The sequence below is a fragment of the Primorskyibacter flagellatus genome (assembly GCF_014638275.1).
GTDB classification, from domain to species: domain Bacteria; phylum Pseudomonadota; class Alphaproteobacteria; order Rhodobacterales; family Rhodobacteraceae; genus Pseudooceanicola; species Pseudooceanicola flagellatus_A.
On sequence record NZ_BMFJ01000002.1, the window covers coordinates 34,209 to 58,976 of the forward strand.

Genomic DNA, 24,768 nt, shown 5'->3' on the forward strand with positions numbered 1-24,768 from the left:
GGGCGCGGAAGCCCGCGGCGGGGTCGGCGCCGACCGCGACGGCGGAGACCTCGAACGGCGTCCAGTCCACCGCGCGCCAGAGTTCGCGCGCGGCCTCGGGTTTCGAGACCTCGAAGCGGTGGACCTGGTAGCCGATCGAGACCGCGCGGATGTGCCCGGCCTGGATGTCGCGCCAGATCGGCTCGACATCGGCACGCTCGCTGATCCGCACCAGCGCGATGCCGCGGCCGTTCTCGATCCGGGCGGAACCGGGGACGACAGAGCCGATCACCGCGTCGAGCGTGTCGAGCTCGTGCACCTTCAGGAACGGCGCGCCCGCGTTCAGCCGGTCGAGCCGGACATGGGCCGGGTCGAGGCTCAGTTCCTCATCGTAGGGCTCGCCGAAGAAGGTGGCGCGGCGGACGCGGGCCCCGGCCGACCAGACCACCTCTACGGTGCGGCTGTCGGCATCGGCGGTGTTCGGCGCAAGCTCCGCCGACCGGCGCATGGCCGGCAGTTCGATCATCGTGTCCATGAAGGTCAGTCCTGTTGGTCGGCCTGTGCCGGATCGATATCCGCGTCGGCGGTGGGGTCGTCGGCCGCCGGATCGCTGCTCTGTGCGCTGCCGGACTTGGTGACGCGCCGCGGGTCGCTGTCGAGCACAAGGCCGAGCGCGTCGAGCTTGGCGTTGGTCGCGGCGATCTCGGCCAGCACCGCGTCGGGGTTGCGTCCCTGCCGGGCGATCACCTCGGCCAGCGTCATGGTGCCGGAGCGGATCGACAGCAGGTTCGCCATCGCATCCTTCTGCGGATCGACCGCCTCGAACTTCGGAGGCGACCACTCGACCGGCACGGTCGGCGACGGGATCTGCCCCGCCGCCCATGCGGCCTCGGTGAACCAGCGCCAGACCGGCGCGCAAAACATCGGGATGAACAGCTGCCATTGAACGGCGTCGATCTGGCGGCGGAACTCCACGAGCCCCGCCCGGATCGAGGAATAGTTCACCTGGCTGAGATCGCCGGTCAGCAGCTCGTAAGGCACGCGGAACCCAGCCGAGATCGTGTGCAGGCTGGCCCGCTTGTATTCGCCGTAGCCGCCGGTGGCCGAGGGCTGGTTGAAGCGGATGTCCTTGCCGCCACGGGCATAGGCGATCAGCCCCGGCTCGAACTGCTCGACCCGGTTGCCATCCGCGTCCACCACGGAGGGAGCGATGCCCTGCTGCGCCTCGTCGTCGCCGAAGACGATGGCGGTCACGCAGGCCTCGGTCTTCTTGCGGACCAGTTCCGCCACCTCGTAGTCGTCGAGATCGCGCAAGGATCGGATCACCGGCGCGCCCCAGGGAACGCCGCGCGCCTGCGTGCGCTGCTTTTCATAGACATGAGCGATCTCGGTCGCTGGCACCGGGCGGCTCTGCAGTCCGTTCTGCAAGGCGCCATAGGCATCGCCCGGGTGCTCGGCATGGAGCCAGTAGGTCCGGCGCTTGCCGACCGGGTCGAACTCGATCCCCTGCACCAGCCGTCCCGCGCCGAGGGCGCCGGATTTCGTGGCGTCGAGGAAGTCGGCCTCCAGCACCTGCAATTGCAGCGGCACCGGCAGACCATCCGAGGATCGCCGCAGACGGCGGCGCACCAGCACCTCGCCAGCCTCCACCATCTCGCGGCAGATCAACGTCTGCAGACCGTAGAAGTCGAGCTGGCCATCGGCGTCGCAGTCCGCCGTCCAGCGTTCGAAGAGCGCGTCGACCTTCCTATCCAGCGCGTCGTCGCCGCTCGCGGCGCGGGGCATGATGCCTGCGCCGATGATGTTATTCACCAGCACCGCCACGGCCTTGGCCGCATGCGGGTTGTTGCGCACCAGATCGCGCATCCGATCACGCAAGAGCGCCCCGGCCACGCCGATTTCAGTGTCGGCCGAGGATCCCGGCGCGCGCCAGCCCTCGGTCCGCCTTCCGCGCGCGGCGCCGTCGTAGCCCCGCGTCAGGGTCTCGAAGGCCTGACGGGCCATCACGCGACGCGCCGCCATGCGCGGGGCCACCGATGCGATGGCGTGATCGAACCAGGTCGCCGACATCACCGGTCCCCGCGCGAGAAGCCCGCAAGCCCTGCCACCGGCAATGGCCGCGTCGTGCCCGCGATGGCGCGCTCGATGGTGCGGATGCGCGCCAGCAGGTCCTCGGCCGAGCCGTAGTCGACCGACTTGCCGTCATAGCTCACCCGCGTCGTGCCGCTGGCATAGGCCCGGCGCAGCGCCGAGAGCTCGGTTTCCGTCCAGTTCATGCCCTTCGCTCCCGCTCAGTGCGTTCGTTCCCTTGCGACGCTCCACTGGAGCTTCGCATTCGCTGCGCGGACCGGTCCTCACCATGTCAGAACCATCCTCCGCGGCGCCCGAGCCAGTCGGAGCGGCGCTTGCCCTGCGGGGCCTGTCCCGGCCGGTTGATCTGCCCGGCGGAATCGGTGTCGGTGGGGGCGGCCCCGAGCTGATCCTCGAGGTCGCGCCATTTCTCGTCCGGCCAGCGATCCGCGCCCGCGATCCAGGCGGCGGCGCGGGCATAGACCCGGCAGTCCAGCGCCTCGTTGCGCTCGCGCAGCTTCTGCCATTCCAGCCGGGCGAAGCCGCGCTTGGTGCGGACCGTCACCAGCTGCTCGGCCACGAACTGCTTCAGCCATTCGTTCTCGACCCAGTGTGGCAGATGTACCGAGCCGGGCGGGAACGCCGCCCCGTCGGCCATGTCCTCCTCGGTCGGGCGTGCCAGCCGCAGGAAGCGGTAGGTCTCGGCCTTGAAGGTCGAGACCGCCACGGTCCAGAGTCGGGCCCCGCGCCGCAGACGTTTGCCTCCCTCGGTCGCATCGACAAACGTCGGCCCCGCCACCGGGCTCGCGCGGTTGAACCCCTCGACACCCTTGACCGGCGACACCTGCGCGAAGCCTTGCGCCCGCGACCAGGAATAGACCGCCGGGGCCTCGTAGCCGGTGTCGATGGCCAGCCGCGCGATCCTGAGATGCGCGCCGCGTTCGTGCGGCCAGCTTCGATCCAGCAACGCCGTCAGTTCCGACCAGGCGTCATGCCGATCCGGGCCGCCCTCGATCACGACGTGATCGACGAGCCACGACTCAAGTCCGCGCCCCCACGCCCAGACATCAACCTCGATGCGGTCCTTCTGGACGTCGGCCCCGGCGGTCAGGAACAACCCGCCCGCTGGCACCGTGCCGGACGTCCAGCGCTCGCGCCGGTCGTAGAGCCGCTGCCAGTCGGGCGCTTCCCCGGTCTCGACCCATGTCTCGCCGAGGATCGTGTTGCGGAACGCCTTGATCGCCTCGTCGGACCCCTGAGCCGCGTCCCATGCCCGCACGATCCGCTCCCAGCTCAGCCAACCGATCGGCGAATAGAGCGCCGAGAGGTGATACCCGACCGTGGTCGGATCGGCGGCCGTGGTGGTCGGCCGCCACTCACCCCCCTCCAGCATCGCCGTCTTGTGGTGTTCCGCGATGGGCGTCTCGCAGCCCTCGCAGTGATACTCCGCCGTCTCCGGGCGGCCCTTCTGCCAGCGCAGCCGGTCGAACTTCAGCCACTGCATCGCGCCGCAATGCGGGCACGGCACGAAGAACCGCCGCTGGTCGCTGGCATCGTATTCCCGCTCGATGCGCGACAGCCCCCGGATGGTGGGCGTCGAGACCAGCAGCACCTTGCGACGGTGGGCGAAGGTCAGCGACCGGGCCTCGGCAAGCGTGAGCGGGTCGCCTTCCTCGTCGGCCGAGGCCGGATAGGCATCGACTTCGTCGAGGAAGATGTATCGCGCCGGGGTCGAGCGCAGCCCGACCGCCGAGTTAGCGCCCGTCATGATCAGAATGCCGCCCGCGAACTCCTTCGACAGCATCGTGTTGCCCGCGTCCCGCGAGCGGGCCGGTTTGACGCGGTCCCGCAGCTCGGGGCTCTCGTCGATCAGCGGATCGATCCGCTGTCGCGAGTTGCGCTTGGCCAGCTCCACCGTCGGCTGGACCGCCAGCATCGGCCCCGGCGCCTGGTGGATGGCGAACCCGATCCAGTTATTGCCGGCTTCCGTCGCGCCGACCTGCGCCGCCTTCATGAACACGACCCTTTGCGTGGGATCGCCCGGCGACAGCCGGTCCATGATCTCGCGCATGTAGGGCGTCCGCACTGTGCGGTATCGCCCCGGTTCGGCCGAGGCGCGGCCCGAGAGCATCCGGTGCCGGTCCGCCCATTCCGAGACGGTCAGGTCCGGGTCGGGCCGCAGCCCGTTGCCCCAGGCGCGCAGGATCTCGCCCGCGCCGTCGAAGTCCGTCAGGCCACCAAGATCATCGCCACGCTCATCGGAAGTCGGGCCGGACCTCGGCGAGTTCGTCGAGGTGGGCGCGTACATGTTTCTCCAGCACCTTCTGCATCGCGGCTGGCTCCACGGAGATCTGCTGGCCCGTCGCGTCGCGGCACGAGGCCGAGAGCTCGGCCGCCATCAGCGCCGCCGCGCGTGCAGGCCAGGTCACCCATGTGTCCCGTTCCTCCCGCGCCAGGCGGAACACCAGCGCCAGCGCGCGGGCCCGTTCGATCAGCTCTCCCTTCAGCTTCTGGAGCCGGATGCGCCGCTCCTGCGCCTTCAGCACCTCGTTCCCCGTCTTCGCCTGCAGGAAGGTCGTGCCGCCGCCGACGGCGGGAACTGCCAGCCCCTGTTCGCGCAGCGTGTCGCCGACGGCGGCCACCGCCGCTCCGGGAACAGGCTTCAGCTTAGGCGCGGGCGGCTTGCGGGTCTTGGACGGGTCGGTCGTCTCGGCGCGCCGCGCGTCGCTGGCGGCCGCGTTGATGCTGCCGTCGGGATAGAGGACGAGCCGCTCGGCCGTCTTCGCCTTCTGGATCGAGCCCCGCGACAGCCCGACATGGGCGGCGTACTGGCGCTCGCTCATGCCCTGCATCGCCAGCTCCGATTGTCATTCAAAGTCAGGCGCTTATCGAGTTGATAAGCCTCCACGACAGAGCGAACGTCGATCCTACAAGGACAACGCAACTCACCATGGAGCCACCGCGATGACCACCCGCCTGAACCCGATCACCACCCCGCGCCACGAACTCCGCGCCGAGAAGGCACGGCGCAACAAGGAAGCCGCGCTGAGCGCCTTCATCGGCAAGAAGGCGGAGATCGACGAGATGCTCGCCCGCCTGCAGGCGCTCAGCGACGACCATTTCAACTGCCACCCCGACGAGGCGGGCTGGGCGATGGTCGGCACCCTCGAACACTACGCCAGCCTCCTGAAGCGCATCACCGACAGCGCCTTCGGCGAGGGCGAGCACGCCGCTGATCTCCGGCACTGCCGGAACTCCCGCCGCGTGCCCTGCGCGGCTTGGGGTCGTAGAAGGCGCCGCGTGTCGCGGGCCCGAATACGGAGACGACCCCATGACCAAGCTTTCTGACACCCAAGCCATCATCCTCAGCGCCGCCGCACAGCGCGAGGACCGCATCGCCCTGCCGCTGCCCGAGAGCCTGCGCGGCGGCGCCGCTGCCAAGGTGGTCGGCGCGATGCTCGCCAAGGGCTACCTCGAAGAGGTCGACGCCGACCTGCGCAAGGGCGAACCCGTCTGGCGCGAGACCGGCGACGGCCACGGCGTCACGCTGGTCGCCACAGACGCAGGCCTCGCCGCCATCGGCATCGAGCCCGAGGACGCGAAGCCCGCGCCGGACACCCCCACCGAACCGAAGGCTGCGCCCAAGACGCGCACACCGCGCGAGGGCACGAAACAGGCCACGCTGATCGCCATGCTGCGCGCGCCGGACGGCGCGACCATCGAGGAGATCGTCGCGGCCTTGGACTGGAGACCGCACACGGTGAGAGGCGCGCTTGCTGGCGCGCTGAAGAAGAAGCTGGGCCTGACGATCACCTCCGAGAAGGTCGACGGAAGGGGGCATGTCTACGCCATCCGTGACTTACGCTCTGCAGCGAAACGAACATGTACCGCCGCCCAACGCCGGGCGGCGGTTCTTCATTCTGCGCTCCGCATCCGGATCGCCTCGAACAGCCGCCTCAGCAGGTAGCCGCGCACCAGCGAGACACCGACGAAGGCGAGGCCGATCGTCAGATGCTCCGGGAGCCCCGTCTCGATCCCGAACCACGGGAATACGACGATCTGCGTGGCGATGGCCAGAACGTAGCCGACGACAACGTTTGCCGCGGCCTCGACCATCGACATGGTCCGGCTCTGCTTCATCGCAGGCTCTCCATGAAGGCCGTCACGAACTCCGCCGCGAGCGGCGGAACGATCGCATTGCCGTAGCCCCGCAGCAGCCCCATGCGACCGGATATCCCATCAGCCAGCGGGAATGTTCCGGGCTCAACGGGCCGCCAGCGGTCATCGCGGCAGAGGAGCCAGTCCGGATCTCGCCAGACGCCGTCCGTCGCCTTGGCCCCGGCAGGGTCGGCGCCATCGACCAGTCCACCAGCTTCACCGTCCTGCGGCTCGCATCGGTGTTGCCGGCCGCATTGTATCGCTTCGTGGCGGGCGAGCCCGCCATCGCCGTCGGCCAACCCGCCAGCCAGACCTGTCGGCCGAGCAGCGCATTGATCGGCACCGACCGGCATTCCGATCCGTCCTTGTGATCCCTCGCCGAGGCCGTCGCCCAACCCGCGAGTGACTGCGTCCAAGGCGACGGCGCCGAAGAACAGGCGCTGGCGGATGTGCGGCGCGCCGATGCCCGCAGCCGGCAGATCGGCCGCCGCGACGGCGTAAGATGCCGCTTCCAGGTCAGCCGCCAGAGCGTCGAACCACGCCCAGCCAGTCGGGCCCTCAACTGCCGCGCGAGACTTTCTGCCAACCGGTCCGAGCACTGCCGCGCTCGCGACCTGCTCGCCGAAGACGAGCTCCGGGCGGCAGGCTGCGACGAGCCGCAGGAATGCCGGGGCGAGATGGCGGTCATCGTCCTGTCCCTTGCGCTGCCCGGCCTGGCTGAAGGGCTGGCAGGGCGGCGAGCCGGTCCAAACCGGCAGGCTCTCGGCCACGCCCGCGAGGCGCAGTGCGTAGGGCCAGCCGCCGATTCCGGCGAAGAAATGGCATTGCGCGAAGCCGCGCAGGTCGGCGGGCTCGACGTCGAGGATGGAACGCTCGTCCACATCGCCATCTGGCAGCAGCCGGGCCGCGATCAACTCCCGCAGCCATGCACAGGCCGCGGGGTCGGCATCGTTGTAGTAGACGGCCATCAGGCGGAATCGGCCTTGTCGCCCAGCCGCTCCGCCTTCACCTGAGCGAAGGTCCGGCCGTCGCCGTCGAGGATTGCGTCCTTGCCGGTCTCGGCCTGCCAGCGCTCCACGGCGACATCGATGTAGGCTGGGCTGATCTCCATCGCGAAGACGCGGCGGCCATTGGCCTCGCCCGCCATGATCTGAGAACCCGAGCCGGAGAACGGCTCGTAGCAGAGGCCGCCCCGCACCACATGCTGGCGCATCGGGATGCCAAACGCGTCGAGCGGCTTCGGCGTCGGGTGGTCGGGCCGCTCGTCCTTGGCGAAGGACGACATCTCCCAGGTCGAGGGCAGCGTCTGCTCGGCCACCTTCGGCGGGCGGTTCGGGCGGCGCCAGCCCATGAAGCAGGGTTCGTGCTTCCAGAGGTAGTGCGATCGGGTCAGGACGCCCCGGTCCTTCACCCAGATGATCTGCTGATGGACGAAGGCGCCCGCCTTTTCCCAGCAGGCTTCCAGCATCGCCTGTCGGCGGGAAGCGTGCCAGCAGTACCAGGCCGCATCCTCGGTGATCGCCTCGGCGACTGCCGCGGCGATGAAGCCGTCGTACAGCTCGGCCCCCTGCGAACTGTCGTCCCAGGTGGTGCCGTACGATGCCGACCAGTCCTTGTTTCGCGTCGGGTGGTTGGAGCCGTCGTAGTCGACGAGATACGGCGGATCGGTCGCGAACAGGATCGCACGCTCGCCATTCATCAGGCGGCGCACATCGGCAGCGCTGGTGCTGTCGCCGCAGAGCAGGCGATGGTCACCGAGGATCCACAGATCGCCGGTGCGCGACGCCGGATTGCGGGGCGGTTCGGGGATGGTCACCGGCGGCACGGAGCCCCCGGCGCCACCTTCTTCACCGTCGTCTTCCGCGACGTAGGCCAGCAGCTTGTCCAGTTCGCCATCGGAAAACCCGACCAGCGACAGGTCGAAGTCTTCGGCAAGCAGATTGTTCAGTTCGGCCGACAGCAGCGCCTCGTCCCAGGTGCCGAGTTCCGTCAGCTTGTTGTCCGCGATCCGGTACGCCCGCCGCTGCGCCTCGGTCAGGTGCCCGAGCACGATGACCGGCGCCTCGGTCAGCCCGAGCTGCGCCGCGGCCAGCACGCGCCCATGCCCGGCGATCAGCTCCCCGTCCTCGCCGACGAGGCAGGGCACGGTCCAGCCGAACTCGGCCATGCTGGCCGCGATCTTCGCGACCTGGTCCGGCCCGTGCGCCTTCGCGTTCTTCGCGTAGGGCTGGAGGCGCGACAGCGGCCACGTCTCGATACGCTCGGGGGCGAAGCTCAGCGTCATGGTCGGGTGGTTTCCGATGTGTTGGTGGATGCTGGCCGGATTCCGGACACCGGATGCCGCGCTGGACTCCATGCGGGGTCCAGCGGCGTCCGGGGTATCCGGCCCAAGGGCCAGCGTTCATTGGGGTTAGTACGGGAGGCGAGTGGATCCGGATTCTGGCTGGCTTCCCAAAAATCCGGCCCTGGCGCTGGCGAAGTCCCGCGCTTCGCCCGCCAGCATACGAATATCGCGCAGAAGGAACCGCGAAGTCGTCTGAGGGGGGGGCGGGGGCGGACAGCGGCCCGCAAGGAAAGGATCAGCGCCTTTCCTTTATTAGCGCGCCCCGCCAACGAAAGGATGGTTTCGTTCGGGGCTGCGCCGCGCGCGCCTCTCCCGAGTATATCCACTTTCTAGCCCGGGAGAGGCGTTTTTGTCTGCGCGAAAAACCTCTACACGAGACTTTCCTACAGGCTGCGCGCCAGCTTGATGATCTCGAGGATCGGCAGTTTTCGGTTGAAGGGCTGCCTGTTGAGGTTCAGCGCGATCAGCGACAGCCCGTAGCGCCAGTGCTGATGCGCAGCGGCGTGGCAGAGACCGACGTGCCAGCAGATGTTCTTCCAGCGCTCGTCATGCGCCTTCATCCAGACGATCTTGCCGTCGATGGGCTCGAGGCAGTTCGTCCAGGTCAGCGTCTCCTCCATCCGCGCGATGTCCCGCGGCGAGGGCGAGACGCGCATGGGCTTCGGCTCCTGGCCCACCTTGTCGGCGAAACCGTGGACGATCTCCGGCCATGTGCTGAAGTATCCGTTGCGCCGGGGCTCCGGCAGACGGCGCAGGATCATCCCCGCCTCGGAGAGCCGCGCCTCCACGTCGGCTGGTGTCCAATGTGTCATTTCCTCACCTCTCGTTGTGTTGGGCGCGCGCCGTAGAGACGCTCGCCGAGTTGCCGCACCAGCTCCCGCTCAGGCCAAGTAAGTCTCTGGTCGTCAAGGGAAACTGCGAACACGCGTTGCTCCTTCCAGCCGTCGCGCTTGACCTGTTCGGGGTTGCGGCGCTCGCCGCCATAGCCACGGGGAAACCGCCTCATTGCAGGCCCCCCTTGGTCTCCAGCGCCCAGAGCAGGATCGCGATGGCGTCGGCCTCGTTGTCGTCGGCGGGGCTGAAGCCGCGGGCGCGGGCCGCGGCGATCATCGCCTCCTTGGGCGCGTTGCCCTTGCCCGTGGCATGGCGCTTGATCGTGCCGACCGGGACGCCCTCGTAGGGAATGCCGCGCAGTTCGGCCCATGCGGTCAGCGTGGCCATCAGCCCACCATAGACATGGGCGGCGTCGGTGCCGGCGTGACGGCGGACCTCCTCGAACCAGATCGCGGCGACGGGCCCGGACAGCCGGTCGATCTCGGTCAGCCAGTTGGTGAAGCGGAGATACCGCATGCCGCCACCGTCGAAGCGGCCCGGGCGGAAGGACACCGTGCCGGAGGTGATCAGCCCGTCGATGCCATGCAGCGCCCAGCCCGTGGTGGTGCCGAGGTCGAGCGCCAGCATCGCGCGGTTGGCCCGGACGGCGGGTGGCAGATCGGGGATTGCCTCGCGGCGGTGTGTGGCGAGAGTCATGTCAGCCATGGGTGGTCTCCTCTTCTGGTTGGCTGCTCGGGTGGAAGACGACGGCGGTCTGGTGCTTGGCGGTACGGGGCCGCCGTCGTCGGATCGGGTGTTTTGGGCGGGGTTGAGCCACGCGCGCAAACCCCTGGGGGTGGGCGTGGGAGAACCCGCCTGCGGCGTTCTCCCCCACCCCCGTAGGGGGTGGTTTCACCCCCGAAACTGGAAAACTGCATCAACACACTGATAGGAATAGGGAATTCCAGTATCGGGAGGGTGCTTTCGCCTGACTCGCCCGAAACTGGTTGCAGCGTAGCGGTTGCGGCATCAGCGCAATCCTGCGGGGGCAGTTTCGGAAGCGGGCCGAAACTGGCCAGGTCGGACGCGTGCGAGCTTCTGCGTGAGGGTGGCGGGGCAGTTTCGGCAAGGCCCCGCATCTGGTTCAAACTGGCCCCTGCGTAATTCTGCGCGAAGCGATCTGCGGGGGCGATCATGGCCGTTCCCCCTCTGGGTAGACCCAGACCTGAGGGTTTTCGACCTCGAGCAGCGCTCCGGTCTGCGGCGATTTGTAGTGGGTGGGCAGCACCGCGATGCTGGCGGCTGTGACCTCGCCGGTCGCCGGATCGACATCTTCGCCGTCCGTGGGCATGACCATTCCCTCGACGCAGAGGTATCCGAAGCGCGATCGCGAAGGCCCGAGCCCATAGGGGGCGACGTCGCGGATGAACTTGATGGCGCCCTTGGTGGCCTGCACCGCGATCCGGTCGCGGATCGTGTCCTTGCCGCCCAGACCGCCCTTGTTCTCGAAGGCCTCAGCGAACTGGTTGATGGTGTAGAGCCGTCCCTCGGCCGCCTCCTCGATCAGGATCGAGAGGATCACGTCCCGCTTGCGATCGCGCTCGGCGTCATGCTTCGCACCGACTTCAGGGCGCACGAGACGCTCGTTCATGGGGTTCAGTTCGGCCCATTTGCCGTTGACCTTGTCCACGAGCTTGGCGGGCAGCGCGGGGCCATTGCGCAGCTCGATCTCGAGGCGGCGCTGGGTCGAATCCTCCTCCGGCCGGTGCAGGATCAGGCCGGTGGTGTAGAAGCCCCTGAGCGCGCTGGCGCCCGAGAGGGCGAGGAACTGATCTTCCTTCACCTGGTGCTTCGAGAGCTTCTTGGTGTGGTGGACCAGGATGACGCCGCAGTCGGGATTGACGTGGTCGCGCAGTACCTCGACCCGGTCCTTCAGGAAGAACATCATCGCGGCGTTGTCGTTCTCGCCGCCGCCGTCCGGCCCGCCGTCGAAGAGGTTCCGGATCGGGTCGATGCAGAGGATGTCGAGTGGGGCGTCGGGGAACGCGGCCCTGATCGCCTCGGCCACGCGCGCGCTGCCCTCGGCATCGAGCAGCATCCGCAGCTTCGGCGTGACGATCAGGTTGTCGCGCGCGGCCGCGATCAGCTCGGGCGGCAGGCCGATCTGCTGCATGCGTTCGCGCAGGTAGTGGTACTGGATCTCGGCCTGCAGGTAGAAGATCCGCAGCGGCCGTGGCGGAGTGAAGCCGAGGAAGGGCACGCCCGCCGCCATGTGCACGAGCAAGGCGATCAGAAGGTCGCTCTTGCCGACCTTGGGCGCGCCGCCCAGCACCAGAAGCCCGCCCGGCGTCAACACGCGCGGGCCGATGATGTCGTCGGGCATCGGGCTCGTGTCGTCGAGAAGCGCGCCCAGCGTGAAGGTGGGCAGGTCAGTTTGCGCGGGCGCCGCACTGTCGAGGCGGATCAGCGGCGGCCCGTGCCGTTTGATGTGCAGCTCCCACAGCCGGTTCGTCTCGCGCTTCAGCCGGTCGAGCGGCCAGGCGGGGCGCAGCATCGCAGCGTTGTAGCCGCAGATCGCCGTCCAGCCCTCGTCCATCGAGATCCGGCCCTCGTGGACCAGCCGCAGGAAATAGCCGATGGCGGCAGAGGCGCCCTCGAAGCGGGACCACTCGTCCGTGCCGCCCTCAAGCACCAGCGTCACCAGCACGTCGCCGATGGCGGGTTTCTCGCGGGACTCGGCCGTCGCCATGCCGACGCCGGGCATGGGCGGCATGTCGGCGACGCGCTCGGCCATCTCGGCGAGATCGACCTCGAGTTCGGTCGCCTCGCGGATCTGCACCAGCCGCGTGAGCCCTCCCTTGTGATAGACGGTGCCGGGCACCCGGATCGGCTGGTGGGCCGAGCGGAAATGCGTGTCGCCGCCCACCTTCAGCGCGATCTCGCCGCGAAGCTGGCAGAGCCGGGCGAGATCGGCCCCCTCCGCGGGCTCGGTCAGCTTCCACCAGATATGGAGCTTGGTCGCGCCCTCGGGCGTGCGCCCGCCGCTCTCGACGATCAGGGTCGGTCGCCCGAGGTGGTGGACGAGGTGATCGAGCTTGGCCGGGATGTCGCCCGAGTCGAGGTCGACCACGAGGCTCTGCATCTGCAGGACGTCCGCGGCGCGGGCCTGACCCGTTTCCGCGACCGTGCCGGGGATGACATAAACTGCCGCGCCCTCGCGCGCGGCCCAGCCCGCGAAGGTGGCGAGCTTCTCGGGCGCGGTGGCGTCCGCGTCGATCCAGATGTTGTGCGGGCGCCCTTCCTTGCCCTGACCCTTGTCGACGAAACCGCGGACCGGGATTAGGCCCTCGCAATAGCCGAAGACCACGTCGACGAAGCGAGCGATCTGGCCTGCATCCGGTTCGACGGCGAAGGGATCGTCCAAGGGCGCCGCGTCGTTGAAATCGCGCCAGGGGTTGAAGTGGATGATGTTGTCGTCGCTCATGCCGACAGACCCCAGCAGCGCTCGGCCCACGGGCAGAACCGGCATTCGAAGAAGTCGCGATTGGCCGCGATGCGCGGGAGCAGCTCGCCGGCATCGGTCGCCCGCAGGATCCGCACGCCGCGGTCGGACATGCGCTGCGCGAGGTCGGCATCGAAGGGCACGAGCTCGTGGTGTAGCTCGGCCGTGTCTTTGTTAATCGCGGTGAAGAGTGCGGGGTTCGCGCTGATGCCCGGCACCGTCGCTTCCATGTAGGCTTGGTAGAGCGCGATCTGCGCGGCATAGACCGGCTTCGCGACGGTCACGCCCTTGGCCACCGTCTCGCGCCAGTTCTTCGCGTTCATCGTCTTGCATTCCCATAGCGCCGGGATGCGCAGCCCCAGCGTCGCCGGGGCCTCGGCGACGATCCCGTCGACATGACCGCGGATGCGCCCGGCCGCGACCGAGAAGCCGAACTGGCCGCCGTCGCGCTTCTGGGTCACCAGATCGATCCCGGTCGCCCGCAGCCAGCGGATGGCAAGATCCTCGAGCTGATGACCGATCGCGAAGATCCGGAGCGAGCGGCCGGAGAAGTCCTGGCCCTCGTCCTTCGGCGCACCCGCGAACTCGAACTGCAGCGCGCGCTCGCAGGCATGGCCGAGCCGGGACGCCCCGAGATAGTCGCGCGGCGGCGTGGTAGCACGTTCAGCCTCGAGCGCGGCGTCCACGGCCGCATTAATCCGGTCGGCGATGCCGGGGCGCTTGTTGTAGTCTAGCATCAGAACGGGATCTCCGACTGGCTGGCGATCTCGGCCATCTCGGCGCGGAAGGCTTCGATGGCGGTGACGATCAGCCGATGCATGTCGCTCTGCGTCAGCTGTCCCAGCGGCCGGTCCCAGCCGATCCGCTCCATCTCGGGGGCGAGCGCGTGCATGACGGCGAGCAGCGCCTGGGTTTCCTCTTCGGTGAAATCGACCATGCTCAGTCCTCTCTTTGCTTTGCGGGTGAAGGCCGCCTGGCAGCCCATGGAACAGAACCAGCGGCGGGTTCGGTGAGGCCGCGGCCGGTGGGGATCGAACCAGCCGAAGCCGCGGGTGCGCGCAGAGCAGACCGCGCAGAGCACCGGGCGCGGATGCCAGAGGCAATCAAAGCCCGGTCGATCCGCAGCCGCTGCGGACGGGGATGGGATTTGCGCGACATGGCTCACGCCGCCCTCCGCTCGGGCGCGGCCGACATGACGAGACGCCGGATGTCGCGCCGGTTGAACTGGAAGGTGATCAGCACCGAGGCGCGGTAGCGGGACAGCCCGTAATCCTGCCGCTGCGCGGGCGAGAGGTATTGCAGCTGCTTCTCGGTCGGCGTCTGCGTCAGCCAGCGCTTCGACTTGAAGGCGCTCTCATCGCTCTCGTGTTCGTTCAGCCAATCGTCGGCCTGCGCGAGGCAGACCGTCCGATCCCCCACGCCGAGAAGGCAGGTCGGCTGTCCCTTGGCGCCGCCCACGGCATGCCAGCGGCCTTCGAGGAAGAACACGCCGCCCCAGGCGCTGAAGCCGCTGGCCATCAGCGCAGCATCGTCGCCGAAGAGATCCTCCCAGACGAAACTCGACCGCCTCAGCAGGTCGATCTCGGACATCACGACGCTCTCAAGCGGCGCTGTCACGGACCCGCCGGGGAACTCGTATCCGCAGATCGGGCACTGCCGTGACGCGAGCGGGATCTCCGCCTCGCATTCCGGACAGGTCTTTGTGGGAGCTTCGCCCGGTGCCGGATCGCGGCCATCGAGATCGACGTCCTGCTCCAGCGTGCCATGCGTCAGGCTCGAGATCCCGAAATCCAGCACGATGCAGTCGGTCTTGACGATGCCGGGATGCTCGGCCGGATCGACGGTGCGCAGACCGCGCCCGACCATCTGGATCATGGTCGATTTGTAGGAACTCGGTCGCAGCAGCACGACGCAGGAGGTCGGCGGGTGGTCCCAGCCCTCGGTCAGCACTGCGACATTGACGACGATCTGGCTTTCCCCGGAGGCGTACGCTTCCAGCACCATCTTCCGTTCTGCGGAGCCCATGTCGCCAAGGACGACGGCGGCCGGGTTTCCGGCCTCGTTGAAGGCGGTCGCCACGTCCATGGCGTGCGCGACCGTCGAGCAGAAGACCACGGTTTGGCGGTCGCCCGCCTTTTCCTCCCAGTGCCGCACCACTTCCTCGGTGATGGGCGCGCGGTTCATGATCGCTGCGACCGCGCCCATGTCGTAATCGTCGGCGGTCTTGCGGACGGCGCGCAGCTGGTCCTGCACGCCCACATCGATCACGAAGGTGCGCGGCGGCACGAGGTGACCGGACGCGATCAGCTCGCCCAACCGGACCTGGTCGGCGACGTTGTCGAAGACCTCGCGCAGCCCCTTCCTGTCGCCCCGGTTCGGCGTCGCCGTGACGCCGAAGATGCGCGCGTCGGGATTGGCGTCGCGCACCCGGTCGATGATCCGACGATAGCTCTCGGCCACCGCGTGATGCGCCTCGTCGATCACCAGCAGATCGAGCTTCGGCATGGCCTGCAGATTGGCGGCGCGCGAAAGCGTCGGCGCCATGGCGAAGGTGACCTGTCCGTTCCAAGACTTGGTCGCGGCATCGACGACGGAGGTCTCCGTGTCGGGATTCACTCGTGCGAACTTCGCCCGGTTCTGACTGGTCAGCTCGTCACGATGCGCGAGCACGCAAGCCTTGGCGCTGTCCCCGGTCATCCTTCCGGTGACCGCCGAGAGCATGATCGTCTTGCCCGCGCCTGTGGGCGCCACGCCCAGCGTGTTGTCGCGGGTCGAGAGCGCAGCGAGGCTGCGCTCCACGAAGAGTTTCTGGCGGGGGCGGAGGAGCATCGCGCCCTCACTGCGCCCATGCGGGACGGCCCGGCACCGGTGCAGCCGCGGGCTGCTGGACCGGCGCCTGCTGGGGCGCTGTCTGCGCGGGCGGCTGATAGCCGTGCTGCGCCGCCAGACCCATGACCTGCGCATAGTCGCGATGGTCGGGGGTAACAGCGGCGCGGATCTCGTTCTTCTCCTCGCCCATGGCGTCGCTGCCGACGTCGATCCGGGCGATGAACTCGATCCCGTCGAGATCGGCGAAGCCCCCGATCCGCCGCGCCGCCTGCGCCTGCGGGGACTGGTCCTTGTCCGAGATCCCGCGCGCCGAGTTCAGCATGCCGCGCACGAGGCTGCGGCCCATGTTGGCCCAGTCCGGACCCTTGGGGCTGTAGAGACCGATCAGCGTGAAAATCTTGCGCCGAGCGTATTGGCCCTCGGTCACGGTAAATTCGCCGTTGAGATACACCGCGCCGGTCGAGCCGCGGGTGGCATAGCCCCCGGTCCAGCCCTGCGACGGGTCGTCGAAACCGCCGGGGCGGATCGTCAGCCGCACCTTGGCCAGCGTGCCCTTGGGGATGAGGTTCGTGTTGGACTGCGCATCGTTGAAGTCGTTCCAGAGACCGGACATGGCTCGGGTCCTTTCAGTTGGTGGGATAAGAATCGGTGTCGGTCGCCGTCGGACCGGGCGGTGGGGGCAGCTGCGGCGGCGAATAGGTCAGCCGCCGTTCCGCAGGGATCAGCGGGCCGCGGATCTTCTCCATCAACCGGCCGAGATGAGGCTCTTCGACCAGGTCGAGGCGGCCGGAGCGGTCCTTGGCCGGGTAGCCCCACGGGTTCAGCGTCTGGCAGACGAAAGCCCGCTGAGGCCGGTTCAGCTCGTCCGGAAGGCTGGCCATGGTGATGACCTGATCGACGATGCCAGGCAGCTCGAGCCCGGTCTTCGAGCCGTCGATCTGCGGGACGAAGACCTTGCGATTGAAGTCGTCGAGCTTCTCGTCGAGGATCCCGACGAACCAGACGTTCTTACCGCGCGTGTGCTGGAGGTGGGTCAGCCAGCCGATCATCTCGCGCCCGTGAAGCCCGTAGGCGCCGCGGACATCGGGTTTCCCGGTCTTTTCCGAGTGCGCCTCCGGTTGCCCGCGGCACCATTGGAAGCAGAGCCGCCCGGCCACGGTGATCGAGTCGATGAAAACGGTGTCGTATTTGGCGAGGACGCGCGGATCGCCGAACCGGCCGCACACCTCGTCGAAATGCGCCTAGCTGTAGGGCTGTTCGGGCCGGAGCGCCGGGTTCGGGCCGCCGATGAAGACCGCGAAGTCCCGACACTCCTTCCAGGTGCGCGGCCGGACCACGTCGATGTGAAGCCCCTCGATGGCGAGGTCGCCCGCCTCGAGGTCGAAGAACAGCGTGGTCGAGGCTTCCAGCGTCCAGAGCAGGCTGGTCTTGCCGATCCCGGAGGGGCCAAAGATCACGCCCTTGATGCCCCGCGTCTCTGCCAGTCGCTGATCGGCGGTGATGATGGGGAGGCTCACGCGTGGTCCCCCTGCGGCAGGATCGCGATCTTCAGCGCGCCGGTCTTCACGGTTCGGGCGGGCTCGAAGCCCTGCCGGATCGCCTCAGGCCAGGCGACATAGGCGCGCTCGGGCACCTTGAAGCTGATCTCAACGTATTCGGACGGGTCGTCGCCGGCGGCACGGATCCGCTCGACCATGGCGGCGAGCTGGGCCTGGTCCCATTCGACGCGCTTCGGCAGATCGGCGACCACGGTGAATTCGCCATCGGCAAGGCGGACGGTGCCGGTATCCTTGCCGCAGGCGCGGCGGGCTTCGGCGGCGCGGGTGGCGTAACGGACCTCAAGCGCAGTCGAGAAGCGCGCGGTGACGGCCTTCATCTGCTTGGCGGCAGCATCGATCTCACGCTGCATGGCGGCCAGAAGCTCAACCGGAAGCTGGGCGATCTCGCCAGCGGGCAGGTTGATCAGATCGTCGATGTTGGGGATGTTCTGCGGGAATGGCATTGGGGCCTCCATAATTGGGGATGGGGGTCAGGCGGCCTCGAGGAGGCGCATCGAGAGGGCAGCGCCGGCGGGTCCGGGCTTCGGACGGGCGACGGCGATGTAGGCGAAGTGGTCGGGGCCGAGCCGGGCCTGCACGAGGTGGACGAGCCGCTGCTCGGCGGCGCGCAGCGCAGCGGCGGCGACACCGCGCAGGGTGCGCTGGCGCTCGGGCGTGAGGTTCGAGACGGCCCCGGTGGCGTCGACGGCGAGGAACCCGCGGTGATAGACCAGCGCCTCGCCCGGGGCGGCCTGCGCGATCCAGGCGGAAAGCCCCATCTCGTCGAGCGCGGGACCGGCGGCGCCGAAGATCGACACGACGCGGCTGCCGTGGATGGCGGAGCGGCGTTCCATCATGCCGCCCCCCGCGCGCTGTCAGCGGTATGCGTGAGCTGGTCCTTCTCGAAGGCCAGGATGTCCTCGAGCCGGTAGACCACCCGGCCGCCGAGTTTCATGTAGGCGGGGCCTTCCCCGGCCCATCGCCAGCGCTCGAGCGTGCGGTGCGAGATCGTCCAGCGCCGCGCGAGCTCCTTTTGTGTGAGACAGGTCTTCTGCTGCATCGTCGTCTCCCGGTGTCGTTTGTCGGGAGCACGATGCGAAATCCCGCGAGGGGATGTCGTCAGGATCGGAGTGGGATTGTCAGGAGCATTTCAATCCAAGGTAGAACGGCCCTGTGGGGGATCGCCATCCCCCTCTCATCCCCCGGCGCATCCCACCGCAGGGGATGGGGTGGGCACGCGGATGGGAGGGATGACGCGGGCTCAGAGCCCGAGCAGGCGATAGGCGCCGCGGCCGTCCGACTCGATCAGCAGGCGCCAGTTCTTCTTCGACTTGAAGACGTCCGACATCTTGAGGCTACGCGACCCCGCGGCGGCGAGGATCGCCTTTCCGCTCTGCCAAGGCTCGCCCCGCCCGGCAGCCTCGTGCATCGCGCGCACGACCTGCGCCTGAATCGCGCCCAGCCGGAAGTGCTGACCGTTGCAGCGGACATCCTGGTAGTCGGCGGAGGCATGGAACGCGCCGGGTCGTGGGCCGGCAGCCGCTCCGGCAAATCCCGTCTCGGCCTCGAAGCGGTCACGCTCGTCCCGCCTGAGGAAAAGATCGCGCTGCCGCACGGTGATGAGCTCTCGCTCCCCTGTCAGGCAGGCATAGTCGGCCTTGTGCGAGCGGAAGCGGCTGAGCTTCACCTCGCCATGCCGGAACAGCTGGAAGACGTCATGGGCGTGGAGATCCAGGAGCCCGTTGAACGGGCCCCGCTCGAACGGCACGGAGAATCGCTCTCCCTCTGGTGTCTCCTCGTAGTCGCCGAGCTCGACGGCCAGGTTGAACACCCGGATCGATAGCCGCAGCTGGTCGTTCTCGGCCAGGTAGACGAGGTCCGCCTCGGACATGGACCAGCGCTCGAGGATCTCCGGCAGGGTGAAATACGACTTCTCGATCTCCATCCGGACCCCCGATTCCCATGTGCGATTGTTTATGTTTTGTTCTAATCGCTTGACGGGTCCGCATCAATCCTGTTTTATCCTATTTCATCCACATACCCTTGGGGAAAACATGACCGAGCAGCACACCCTGGCCGAACGCCTGCGGGCCCGCGCCCAACAGCTCGGCCTGACGCCTGCCCATGTCGCCGAGATGGCCGGCGTGAACCGCTCCTTCGTCTACGACATCCTGCGCGGCCGCTCCGCCCGCCCGGGAATCGACCGGCTGACAGAGGTCGCCCGCGTGCTGAAGGTGGACCGCGACTGGCTGATCCACGGCATCGGCGAGGTGGAGGGCACGCCCCCCTTCGTGGACAATCCCGACGATGCCTTCGTGGCCATCGCGCACGCCACGCCGCGCCCGGCGATGGGCGGCGGCGCGGTGGTGACCGAAGATGGCGATACGCCCGGCCGCGTCTATCACTTCCGCCAATCGTGGATCCGCCACAAGCTTAAGGCCAGCCCGTCGCAGCTGCGCATCATGCACGTCGAGGGCGATAGCATGGCGCCGACGCTCGTGAGCGGCGACGCGGTCCTGGTCGACATGACCCGTCGCGCGCCGAACCCGCCCGGAATCTTCGTGCTGGACGACGGGATGGGGCTGGTCGCCAAGCGGCTCGAGCACATCCCGAACAGCGACCCGCCCGCGGTCCGCGTCATCTCCGACAACAAGCACTACCCCGAATACGAACGAACGGCCGACGAGATCCACATTGTTGGCCGCATCCGTTGGTTCGCGCGGGAGATCTGAGGTGATCGCGCTGCGGGAGATGGACGATGCCGATCCGGCGCTGGCGTTCTCGCCGCTGGTACGCGGGATGGAGAAGACCTTCGCTTGGATCGGCGAGCATGGCGGCGTCCCCCTGACGCCGTCCAAGGGGTTCAAGCGGGTGTTCGTGCACTGGGCCGCGGCCGCGTTCCACTGGCCCGGTCACACCGAGGCGGACCTCTTCGCCGTCAACAAGGTGCTGAACGAGCCCGACTTCGCCCCGCTCATGGTCCTGCACGACCTGATGATCGCGATGAAGCTTGGCCGACACTACAAGGGAGAGTTCCGCCTGACCAAGGCAGGCCAGGCGCTGGTCGGCCATCCCGGTCGGATCTTCGGCGCGGTCGTCCCGTTCTTTCTGTTTCAGATCAACCACGGCAGCATGTCGCGCTTCGACGACGCGCCGATCCTTGGCAACTGGGACGTGTTCCTGAACGTGCTGAACGTCGAGACAGAAGACGGTGCCACCGGCGCCCATCTCCGACGCGTGTTCTTCGGCGAGCCTAAAACTGGACCGTTCCCGCGCTACGACGAGGTGATGGGACAGCTCTACATTCAGGTGCTGCGCCCGCTCTGCTGGGCGGGGCTGCTGCAGCAGGAGCGCGGAACGCCCGGCTATCGCTTCGAAGAGGCGGTGTTCATGAAGACGCCGCTGTGGCAGGCCGCGCTGAGGCTGGAGACGGATGGGATGGTCCGAGAGGCGACGCGGCATTGAGGCACATATGGTCCAGTTCGTCTGTCCATCGGGCTACAGCGCGCTGGTGCTGCGGTTTCCACAGAGGCGACCAACATATTTCGAACAGTTCGCGCTTTCGGCTAAGCCTGCCCAATGCTTTATACAATCTTGGCAGTTCGTAGGTCGTCGCAAAAGGAAGTTCTTTCATGCCAATCTTTGACATTCCGAGCAACCGCCTGGTCGATCTATCGGATGCTGATCTTCGCGAACTGATCGCTCGGTTATGCGAGGCCGAACGCGAACGGCAAGGCGGTCATCGGAATGAGGTTCGTTGGGGAGGAAGCCAGACGGCTGCCGATGGCGGTCTCGACGTCGTGGTCGAGCCTACCGGTCCGTTCATTGCGGCTGGCCCTCTCGCGCGACGAGACGTTGGGATTCAGGTGAAAGCCGCCGATCTCACTCCCGGCGCCATCGTCACCGAGATGCGTCCCGGAGGGAATCTACGCCCCGCGATCTCGGCAATTGCAGCTCGAGGTGGCTCCTATCTCATCGCGAGCGCCGGGGCGAACTGCTCAGAGGCCATGCTCAAACGCCGCGTCGATGCCATGCGTGAAGCTGTCGCCGATGACCCGAATGGGACAAGACTGGAGCTGGCACTCCTGGACCGCAATGCCATCAGTCGATGGGTCAGTACACATCCCTCAGTGGCTGCTTGGCTACGCAGGCGCCTGGACCTTCCTATCCTCGCGGGCTGGCAGCCGTTTGGACGCTGGTCATCGACTCCGGAAGGAGAAGTTGACGATTTGATCTGCGAGGAAGGGCTTGTTTTTCATATTGAGCGCCGCGCTCCCATCCGAAATCTGCCTGAAGCGCTCGACGAGATAAGAAAACTGGTTCGTGATGGCACGGGTGCTGTGCGCATCGCCGGCCTTTCCGGAATTGGCAAGAGTCGGATAGCCCAAGCACTCTTCGAGCCGATAGGGTCCGTTTCGGCCTTGCCAGTTTCTCATGCGGTCTACACAGACTTGGGCCATTCTCCCAATCCTACACCAACTGGAATGCTGGAAGCACTGATTGAACGCAGCGCTCCAGCAGTTCTTGTTGTGGACAATTGCCCGCCCGACACTCACCAAGCACTAGCGCGGAAATTGGCAGAACGCCCTGGAGCCGTCCGGCTGGTCACGGTCGAGTATGACGTCCGCAATGATCGCCCGGAAGAAACAGACGTCATTCGCGTCGAGGCCGAGGGCTCCGACATTGTCGAAGCCCTACTTCGCCGTCGGCGCACCGATCTTTCCACGGGAGATGCCCGACGACTGGCCGAACTTGCGCAAGGTAACGCTCGGCTTGGCTTCGCATTGGCTCAGGCAATCCCCCAGACTGGAAGCCTCACCGCATTCGATGACGCGACGCTTTTTGATCGTTTGTTCTGGCAACGCGAGGAACGAAACGAGGAGCTGGCTCGAGCCGCTGAGGTTCTATCTTTGGTCTACTCCTTTGAAGTGGACGGAGATGAGCAACCGGATGAACTCCTCTTCCTCGGTTCTCTTGCCGAGTTGTCGCGTGGGGCAATGCATCGGCACGCCAGTACCCTCCTCGACAGGGGCCTTGCGCAAGCAAGAAGCAGATGGCGTGCAGTACTGCCTCATGCTCTCGCCAACCGCCTCGCCCGAAAGGCGCTGAGATCAATCCCGTTCCGGAATATCGCCGACGGCTTTGCCGACAAACCGCGCCTTCGCCGGTCACTTGCTCGACGGCTCTCTTACCTTCACGATTGCGATGAGGCTCGACGCATTGTGAACCGATGGATGGAGACTGGCGGACCGGTGCATGGTACCGCGCCGGATCTCCAGGTGCTCGAGGCAGTGTGCCATTTGGTCCCTGAAGATGCGCTCCACGTTGTCAATGCAATGGCCGCCGCTATTGCGGCGGCGCCGGAAGAATTTCTTCACCTTGACAGTTTGACCCGAATGATCGCGCGGATTGCACATTCTGAGGTCATGTTCCCTCAGGCCTGCGAAACCCTCGTTTCACTTGCTATTACTTTTGACGAGCAACGAGCCTCCAATGCAGATGACGTGCTGAGCAGTCTTTTTGGCCTGTACCTCTCAGGGACGTTGGCAAAGACTGAAGCCCGCGTACAGGTGGCAAGCCAGTATCTTCTTGCGAACAATGCGAACCAGAATTCGCGGGGGGTCAGCATGCTCAAGTCGGCCTTACGAACAGGCCACTGGTCTTCTTCGATCCTCTCATTCGATGACGCTCGTCCGGATTCCTTTGGCTGGGAACCGCGTGGGGCTGAGGTTGTAGACTGGTTCTCCCGGTGGTTGGAATTGGCAGCGCACACTGCCTTGGCAGGGCCGGTAGAAGTACGAGACAGCGTTAGAAAAGCACTCTCCGACGAGATTGACGGAATCTGGCGGCGCGTACCGACTCTTCGCTCGAAAATCGATGCTATTGCGCGTCAGTTGCACGAAGAGGCACCTTGGGTGGAGGGGTGGCATGCGCTCCGGCGAATGCGATACCTGTTAAATAAGCGTGGCTCGGAGCTTTCTGCGGAAGACTCGGCGCTGCTGCAAAAGCTCATCGACGATATGGCCCCCACGGACCTTTCCGCCCGAGTCCGCGCCGAAACCGTACGTGGTTGGGACCTCGATTCCGAAGACGACGATCACAGGGCCGCTGAGGCTAGGCGCACCGAACGGTTGGAGCTCCTTGGACAAGAATTGGCAGCTTCCCCAGATGTGCTCCAAGCGATCGGGAGAGACCTGTTCGAGCACAAAGGCCGGCCCCTCTACTCTCTCGGCATCGGGTTGGTTCAGGGAAATCGCGAACCGAGACGGACGTGGGAAATCCTACGCGATTTGTATTTGAGCGATCCCGACAAACCGCAACAGGTTGGCTTTCTCTCTGGACTACTGCACCAGCTGGACGAGAGCAGCCCAGCAGTTGCGGAATCTATTAGGGCTGAGTGTCGCGTAACGCCTGGCCTCCGACGCATTTATTCAGTCTTTCTTCCCAAAGGCGTTCTTTCCGAGGATGAACTTGAAAACGTTGTTGAGATCGCTGGCGAAGCAGAAACCGCCGCGTGGCTACTACACGATATAGCTTGGCGTGAAGAGCGTGAACTGAATGACGAGCAGCGTGTTCGGCTTCTTCGATCACTGTCGGGAAGAGAGGGCGGGGCACTTCTTGTGGTGGATGCACTCAGAATGCTGGGGTTTGTCGAGAAGAGTTCACGCGACGCTTGGCCAGAGGAGCTCAACGCTACAGGGGTGGATGCGGTGATCGCCATCATCACAAATGAAGAAATCAACTCGAACATCGATCATGACATGGCTGAAGCACTGTCGTACTGCATGCGAGATGAGAGTTCCGCTCTTGCAGAGCGGTGTATGGATGCGATCATCGCGCGGGCAGCGCGGCGCTATGGAAGCACATATGATGTTGAGCGTACGCTTGCTGAGTTGGCACGCAAATCGCCTCAGATCTTTCTTTCTAGACTGTTCCCCGATGGAAAGGACGGACCTTCAATCCGCCTTCGTAGCGGCTTAGATCGGGACTGTCTGATCCATGTGCCAGTGAACCCACTGATCGAATGGTGCCGCGAAGATCCCATTCGCTGGTCCAAGGTTGCGCCAAACATCTCGCCATTTGCGCGAGCCTCTCAGGACAACGATGAAGTAAGCGAGATTTCACCCCAAGCTTTGGGGTTTCTCAACGCCGCGCCTTGCCCCGAGCAAGTCGTGGAGGCCTATCTCGAATACCTCGCGCCGATGAGCTGGTCTGGCAGCAGAGCGGATATCATGGAAAGCCGCTTGAAGAGTGTTGAAACGCTAGTTGGCCATCCCGCTCCCGAGGTCCGGCATACCATCGCTCGTCTAGCTCCGGGGATTCGCGCGAAAATTGGTCGTATCCGCGAGGCCGAGCAGGAGGAAGAGCGCGAGCGAGACCAACGATTCGAGTGGTGATCTTCATGGTGCGATCGTCTACGCATCGCGTCCGCTCAGCTTCCTTGGTCTTCGCTTGGTTACGACAACCTATTGTTTTAACTTGAATTCCCCCGCCGCGACCGGCGAACACAGAGCAAACCGCCTCAGGAGGTTCGC

The 24,768-nt window shown here is 66.5% G+C and carries 21 protein-coding genes and 3 pseudogenes; 5 read left to right on the forward strand and 19 right to left on the reverse strand.

Features of this window, described 5'->3' with window-relative positions:
• Positions 1-519: 519 nt before the first annotated feature.
• The 4 genes from IEV87_RS14390 to IEV87_RS14405 form a co-directional block, all read right to left on the reverse strand.
• Positions 520-2,049 (reverse strand): phage portal protein, encoded by a 1,530-nt coding sequence (locus tag IEV87_RS14390; protein ID WP_188478494.1) that lies wholly within the window; start codon positions 2,047-2,049, stop codon positions 520-522.
• The gene (locus IEV87_RS14395; RefSeq protein WP_101498967.1) at positions 2,049-2,255 is read right to left on the reverse strand and encodes a phage head-tail joining protein; all 207 of its coding nucleotides are present in this window, start codon (positions 2,253-2,255) and stop codon (positions 2,049-2,051) included. The genes IEV87_RS14390 and IEV87_RS14395 overlap by 1 nt, the downstream gene beginning before the upstream one ends.
• 86 nt (positions 2,256-2,341) lie before the next feature.
• A complete protein-coding gene (locus IEV87_RS14400; RefSeq protein ID WP_188478495.1) occupies positions 2,342-4,357 on the reverse strand; it encodes a phage terminase large subunit family protein in 2,016 nt (671 codons plus the stop codon).
• The gene (locus tag IEV87_RS14405; RefSeq protein WP_188478496.1) at positions 4,305-4,901 is read right to left on the reverse strand and encodes a hypothetical protein; all 597 of its coding nucleotides are present in this window, start codon (positions 4,899-4,901) and stop codon (positions 4,305-4,307) included. The genes IEV87_RS14400 and IEV87_RS14405 overlap by 53 nt, the downstream gene beginning before the upstream one ends.
• Before the next feature lie 112 nt (positions 4,902-5,013).
• Between IEV87_RS14405 and IEV87_RS14410 the strand changes: the two are divergent.
• A pseudogene (locus IEV87_RS14410) lies at positions 5,014-5,280 on the forward strand (hypothetical protein); the annotation flags it as partial.
• Between the two features lie 100 nt (positions 5,281-5,380).
• Positions 5,381-5,902: pseudogene (locus tag IEV87_RS14415) on the forward strand (DUF3489 domain-containing protein); the annotation flags it as partial.
• A 62-nt stretch (positions 5,903-5,964) separates the two neighbouring features.
• On the opposite strand, the gene IEV87_RS14420 reads toward IEV87_RS14415, so the two are convergent.
• From IEV87_RS14420 to IEV87_RS14490, 15 genes and pseudogenes are all read right to left on the reverse strand, one after another.
• Positions 5,965-6,189, reverse strand: a complete 225-nt coding sequence (locus IEV87_RS14420; protein WP_188478498.1) for a DUF7220 family protein — start codon at positions 6,187-6,189, stop codon at positions 5,965-5,967.
• Complete coding sequence (locus IEV87_RS14425) at positions 6,186-7,175, reverse strand: DNA cytosine methyltransferase (RefSeq protein WP_188478499.1); 990 nt, start codon at positions 7,173-7,175, stop codon at positions 6,186-6,188. Before IEV87_RS14425 ends, IEV87_RS14420 begins: the two co-directional genes overlap by 4 nt.
• On the reverse strand, positions 7,175-8,491 hold the full coding sequence (locus IEV87_RS14430) for a site-specific DNA-methyltransferase (protein ID WP_188478500.1): 1,317 nt from the start codon (positions 8,489-8,491) through the stop codon (positions 7,175-7,177). Before IEV87_RS14430 ends, IEV87_RS14425 begins: the two co-directional genes overlap by 1 nt.
• Positions 8,492-8,934: 443 nt before the next feature.
• Entirely contained in the window at positions 8,935-9,363 is a 429-nt protein-coding gene (locus IEV87_RS14435) for a DUF6362 family protein (RefSeq protein WP_036719356.1), read from the reverse strand.
• A gap of 190 nt (positions 9,364-9,553) precedes the next feature.
• On the reverse strand, positions 9,554-10,090 hold the full coding sequence (locus IEV87_RS14440; protein WP_373284059.1) for a crossover junction endodeoxyribonuclease RuvC: 537 nt from the start codon (positions 10,088-10,090) through the stop codon (positions 9,554-9,556).
• 466 nt (positions 10,091-10,556) lie between these two features.
• Complete coding sequence (locus IEV87_RS14445; RefSeq protein WP_188478501.1) at positions 10,557-12,848, reverse strand: AAA family ATPase; 2,292 nt, start codon at positions 12,846-12,848, stop codon at positions 10,557-10,559.
• Complete coding sequence (locus IEV87_RS14450; RefSeq protein WP_188478502.1) at positions 12,845-13,603, reverse strand: PD-(D/E)XK nuclease family protein; 759 nt, start codon at positions 13,601-13,603, stop codon at positions 12,845-12,847. The genes IEV87_RS14445 and IEV87_RS14450 overlap by 4 nt, the downstream gene beginning before the upstream one ends.
• Complete coding sequence (locus tag IEV87_RS14455) at positions 13,603-13,803, reverse strand: DUF6511 domain-containing protein (RefSeq protein WP_188478503.1); 201 nt, start codon at positions 13,801-13,803, stop codon at positions 13,603-13,605. Before IEV87_RS14455 ends, IEV87_RS14450 begins: the two co-directional genes overlap by 1 nt.
• A gap of 224 nt (positions 13,804-14,027) precedes the next feature.
• Positions 14,028-15,695: a DEAD/DEAH box helicase gene (locus IEV87_RS14460; RefSeq protein WP_188478504.1), complete on the reverse strand. Its 1,668-nt coding sequence runs from the start codon at positions 15,693-15,695 to the stop codon at positions 14,028-14,030.
• A 7-nt stretch (positions 15,696-15,702) separates the two neighbouring features.
• On the reverse strand, positions 15,703-16,308 hold the full coding sequence (locus IEV87_RS14465; RefSeq protein ID WP_188478505.1) for a hypothetical protein: 606 nt from the start codon (positions 16,306-16,308) through the stop codon (positions 15,703-15,705).
• 13 nt (positions 16,309-16,321) lie between these two features.
• A pseudogene (locus IEV87_RS14470) lies at positions 16,322-17,212 on the reverse strand (ATP-binding protein).
• Positions 17,209-17,697 (reverse strand): hypothetical protein, encoded by a 489-nt coding sequence (locus IEV87_RS14475; protein WP_188478506.1) that lies wholly within the window; start codon positions 17,695-17,697, stop codon positions 17,209-17,211. The pseudogene IEV87_RS14470 and the gene IEV87_RS14475 overlap by 4 nt, the downstream one beginning before the upstream one ends.
• Positions 17,698-17,724: 27 nt before the next feature.
• Positions 17,725-18,090: a hypothetical protein gene (locus IEV87_RS14480; protein WP_229737645.1), complete on the reverse strand. Its 366-nt coding sequence runs from the start codon at positions 18,088-18,090 to the stop codon at positions 17,725-17,727.
• Positions 18,087-18,293 (reverse strand): helix-turn-helix transcriptional regulator, encoded by a 207-nt coding sequence (locus IEV87_RS14485; protein ID WP_007425318.1) that lies wholly within the window; start codon positions 18,291-18,293, stop codon positions 18,087-18,089. The genes IEV87_RS14480 and IEV87_RS14485 overlap by 4 nt, the downstream gene beginning before the upstream one ends.
• A gap of 201 nt (positions 18,294-18,494) precedes the next feature.
• Positions 18,495-19,178, reverse strand: a complete 684-nt coding sequence (locus IEV87_RS14490; RefSeq protein ID WP_188478507.1) for a hypothetical protein — start codon at positions 19,176-19,178, stop codon at positions 18,495-18,497.
• A 109-nt stretch (positions 19,179-19,287) separates the two neighbouring features.
• Here IEV87_RS14490 and IEV87_RS14495 point away from each other — a divergent pair, with 109 nt between their 5' ends.
• From IEV87_RS14495 to IEV87_RS14505, 3 genes are all read left to right on the forward strand, one after another.
• Positions 19,288-19,965 carry an XRE family transcriptional regulator gene (locus IEV87_RS14495; RefSeq protein ID WP_188478508.1) on the forward strand — a complete coding sequence of 226 codons (678 nt, stop codon included), beginning with the start codon at positions 19,288-19,290 and terminating at the stop codon, positions 19,963-19,965.
• 1 nt (position 19,966) lies between these two features.
• Positions 19,967-20,698, forward strand: coding sequence for a hypothetical protein (locus IEV87_RS14500; protein WP_188478509.1), 732 nt, complete (start codon positions 19,967-19,969; stop codon positions 20,696-20,698).
• Between the two features lie 167 nt (positions 20,699-20,865).
• On the forward strand, positions 20,866-24,630 hold the full coding sequence (locus IEV87_RS14505; protein WP_188478510.1) for a hypothetical protein: 3,765 nt from the start codon (positions 20,866-20,868) through the stop codon (positions 24,628-24,630).
• Positions 24,631-24,768 lie beyond the last annotated feature (138 nt).

Bases quoted from the DNA above. Each gene is read 5' to 3' on its own strand.
- IEV87_RS14390 (WP_188478494.1), bottom strand. From the start codon at position 2,049: ATGTCGGCGACCTGGTTCGATCACGCCATCGCATCGGTGGCCCCGCGC.
- IEV87_RS14485 (WP_007425318.1), bottom strand. From the start codon at position 18,293: ATGCAGCAGAAGACCTGTCTCACACAAAAGGAGCTCGCGCGGCGCTGG.
- IEV87_RS14450 (WP_188478502.1), bottom strand. From the start codon at position 13,603: ATGCTAGACTACAACAAGCGCCCCGGCATCGCCGACCGGATTAATGCG.
- IEV87_RS14505 (WP_188478510.1), top strand. From the start codon at position 20,866: ATGCCAATCTTTGACATTCCGAGCAACCGCCTGGTCGATCTATCGGAT.
- IEV87_RS14405 (WP_188478496.1), bottom strand. From the start codon at position 4,901: ATGCAGGGCATGAGCGAGCGCCAGTACGCCGCCCATGTCGGGCTGTCG.
- IEV87_RS14480 (WP_229737645.1), bottom strand. From the start codon at position 18,090: ATGATGGAACGCCGCTCCGCCATCCACGGCAGCCGCGTCGTGTCGATC.
- IEV87_RS14455 (WP_188478503.1), bottom strand. From the start codon at position 13,803: ATGGTCGATTTCACCGAAGAGGAAACCCAGGCGCTGCTCGCCGTCATG.
- IEV87_RS14435 (WP_036719356.1), bottom strand. From the start codon at position 9,363: ATGACACATTGGACACCAGCCGACGTGGAGGCGCGGCTCTCCGAGGCG.
- IEV87_RS14445 (WP_188478501.1), bottom strand. From the start codon at position 12,848: ATGAGCGACGACAACATCATCCACTTCAACCCCTGGCGCGATTTCAAC.
- IEV87_RS14490 (WP_188478507.1), bottom strand. From the start codon at position 19,178: ATGGAGATCGAGAAGTCGTATTTCACCCTGCCGGAGATCCTCGAGCGC.
- IEV87_RS14440 (WP_373284059.1), bottom strand. From the start codon at position 10,090: ATGGCTGACATGACTCTCGCCACACACCGCCGCGAGGCAATCCCCGAT.
- IEV87_RS14430 (WP_188478500.1), bottom strand. From the start codon at position 8,491: ATGACGCTGAGCTTCGCCCCCGAGCGTATCGAGACGTGGCCGCTGTCG.
- IEV87_RS14395 (WP_101498967.1), bottom strand. From the start codon at position 2,255: ATGAACTGGACGGAAACCGAGCTCTCGGCGCTGCGCCGGGCCTATGCC.
- IEV87_RS14475 (WP_188478506.1), bottom strand. From the start codon at position 17,697: ATGCCATTCCCGCAGAACATCCCCAACATCGACGATCTGATCAACCTG.
- IEV87_RS14420 (WP_188478498.1), bottom strand. From the start codon at position 6,189: ATGAAGCAGAGCCGGACCATGTCGATGGTCGAGGCCGCGGCAAACGTT.
- IEV87_RS14425 (WP_188478499.1), bottom strand. From the start codon at position 7,175: ATGGCCGTCTACTACAACGATGCCGACCCCGCGGCCTGTGCATGGCTG.
- IEV87_RS14465 (WP_188478505.1), bottom strand. From the start codon at position 16,308: ATGTCCGGTCTCTGGAACGACTTCAACGATGCGCAGTCCAACACGAAC.
- IEV87_RS14495 (WP_188478508.1), top strand. From the start codon at position 19,288: ATGACCGAGCAGCACACCCTGGCCGAACGCCTGCGGGCCCGCGCCCAA.
- IEV87_RS14460 (WP_188478504.1), bottom strand. From the start codon at position 15,695: ATGCTCCTCCGCCCCCGCCAGAAACTCTTCGTGGAGCGCAGCCTCGCT.
- IEV87_RS14400 (WP_188478495.1), bottom strand. From the start codon at position 4,357: ATGTACGCGCCCACCTCGACGAACTCGCCGAGGTCCGGCCCGACTTCC.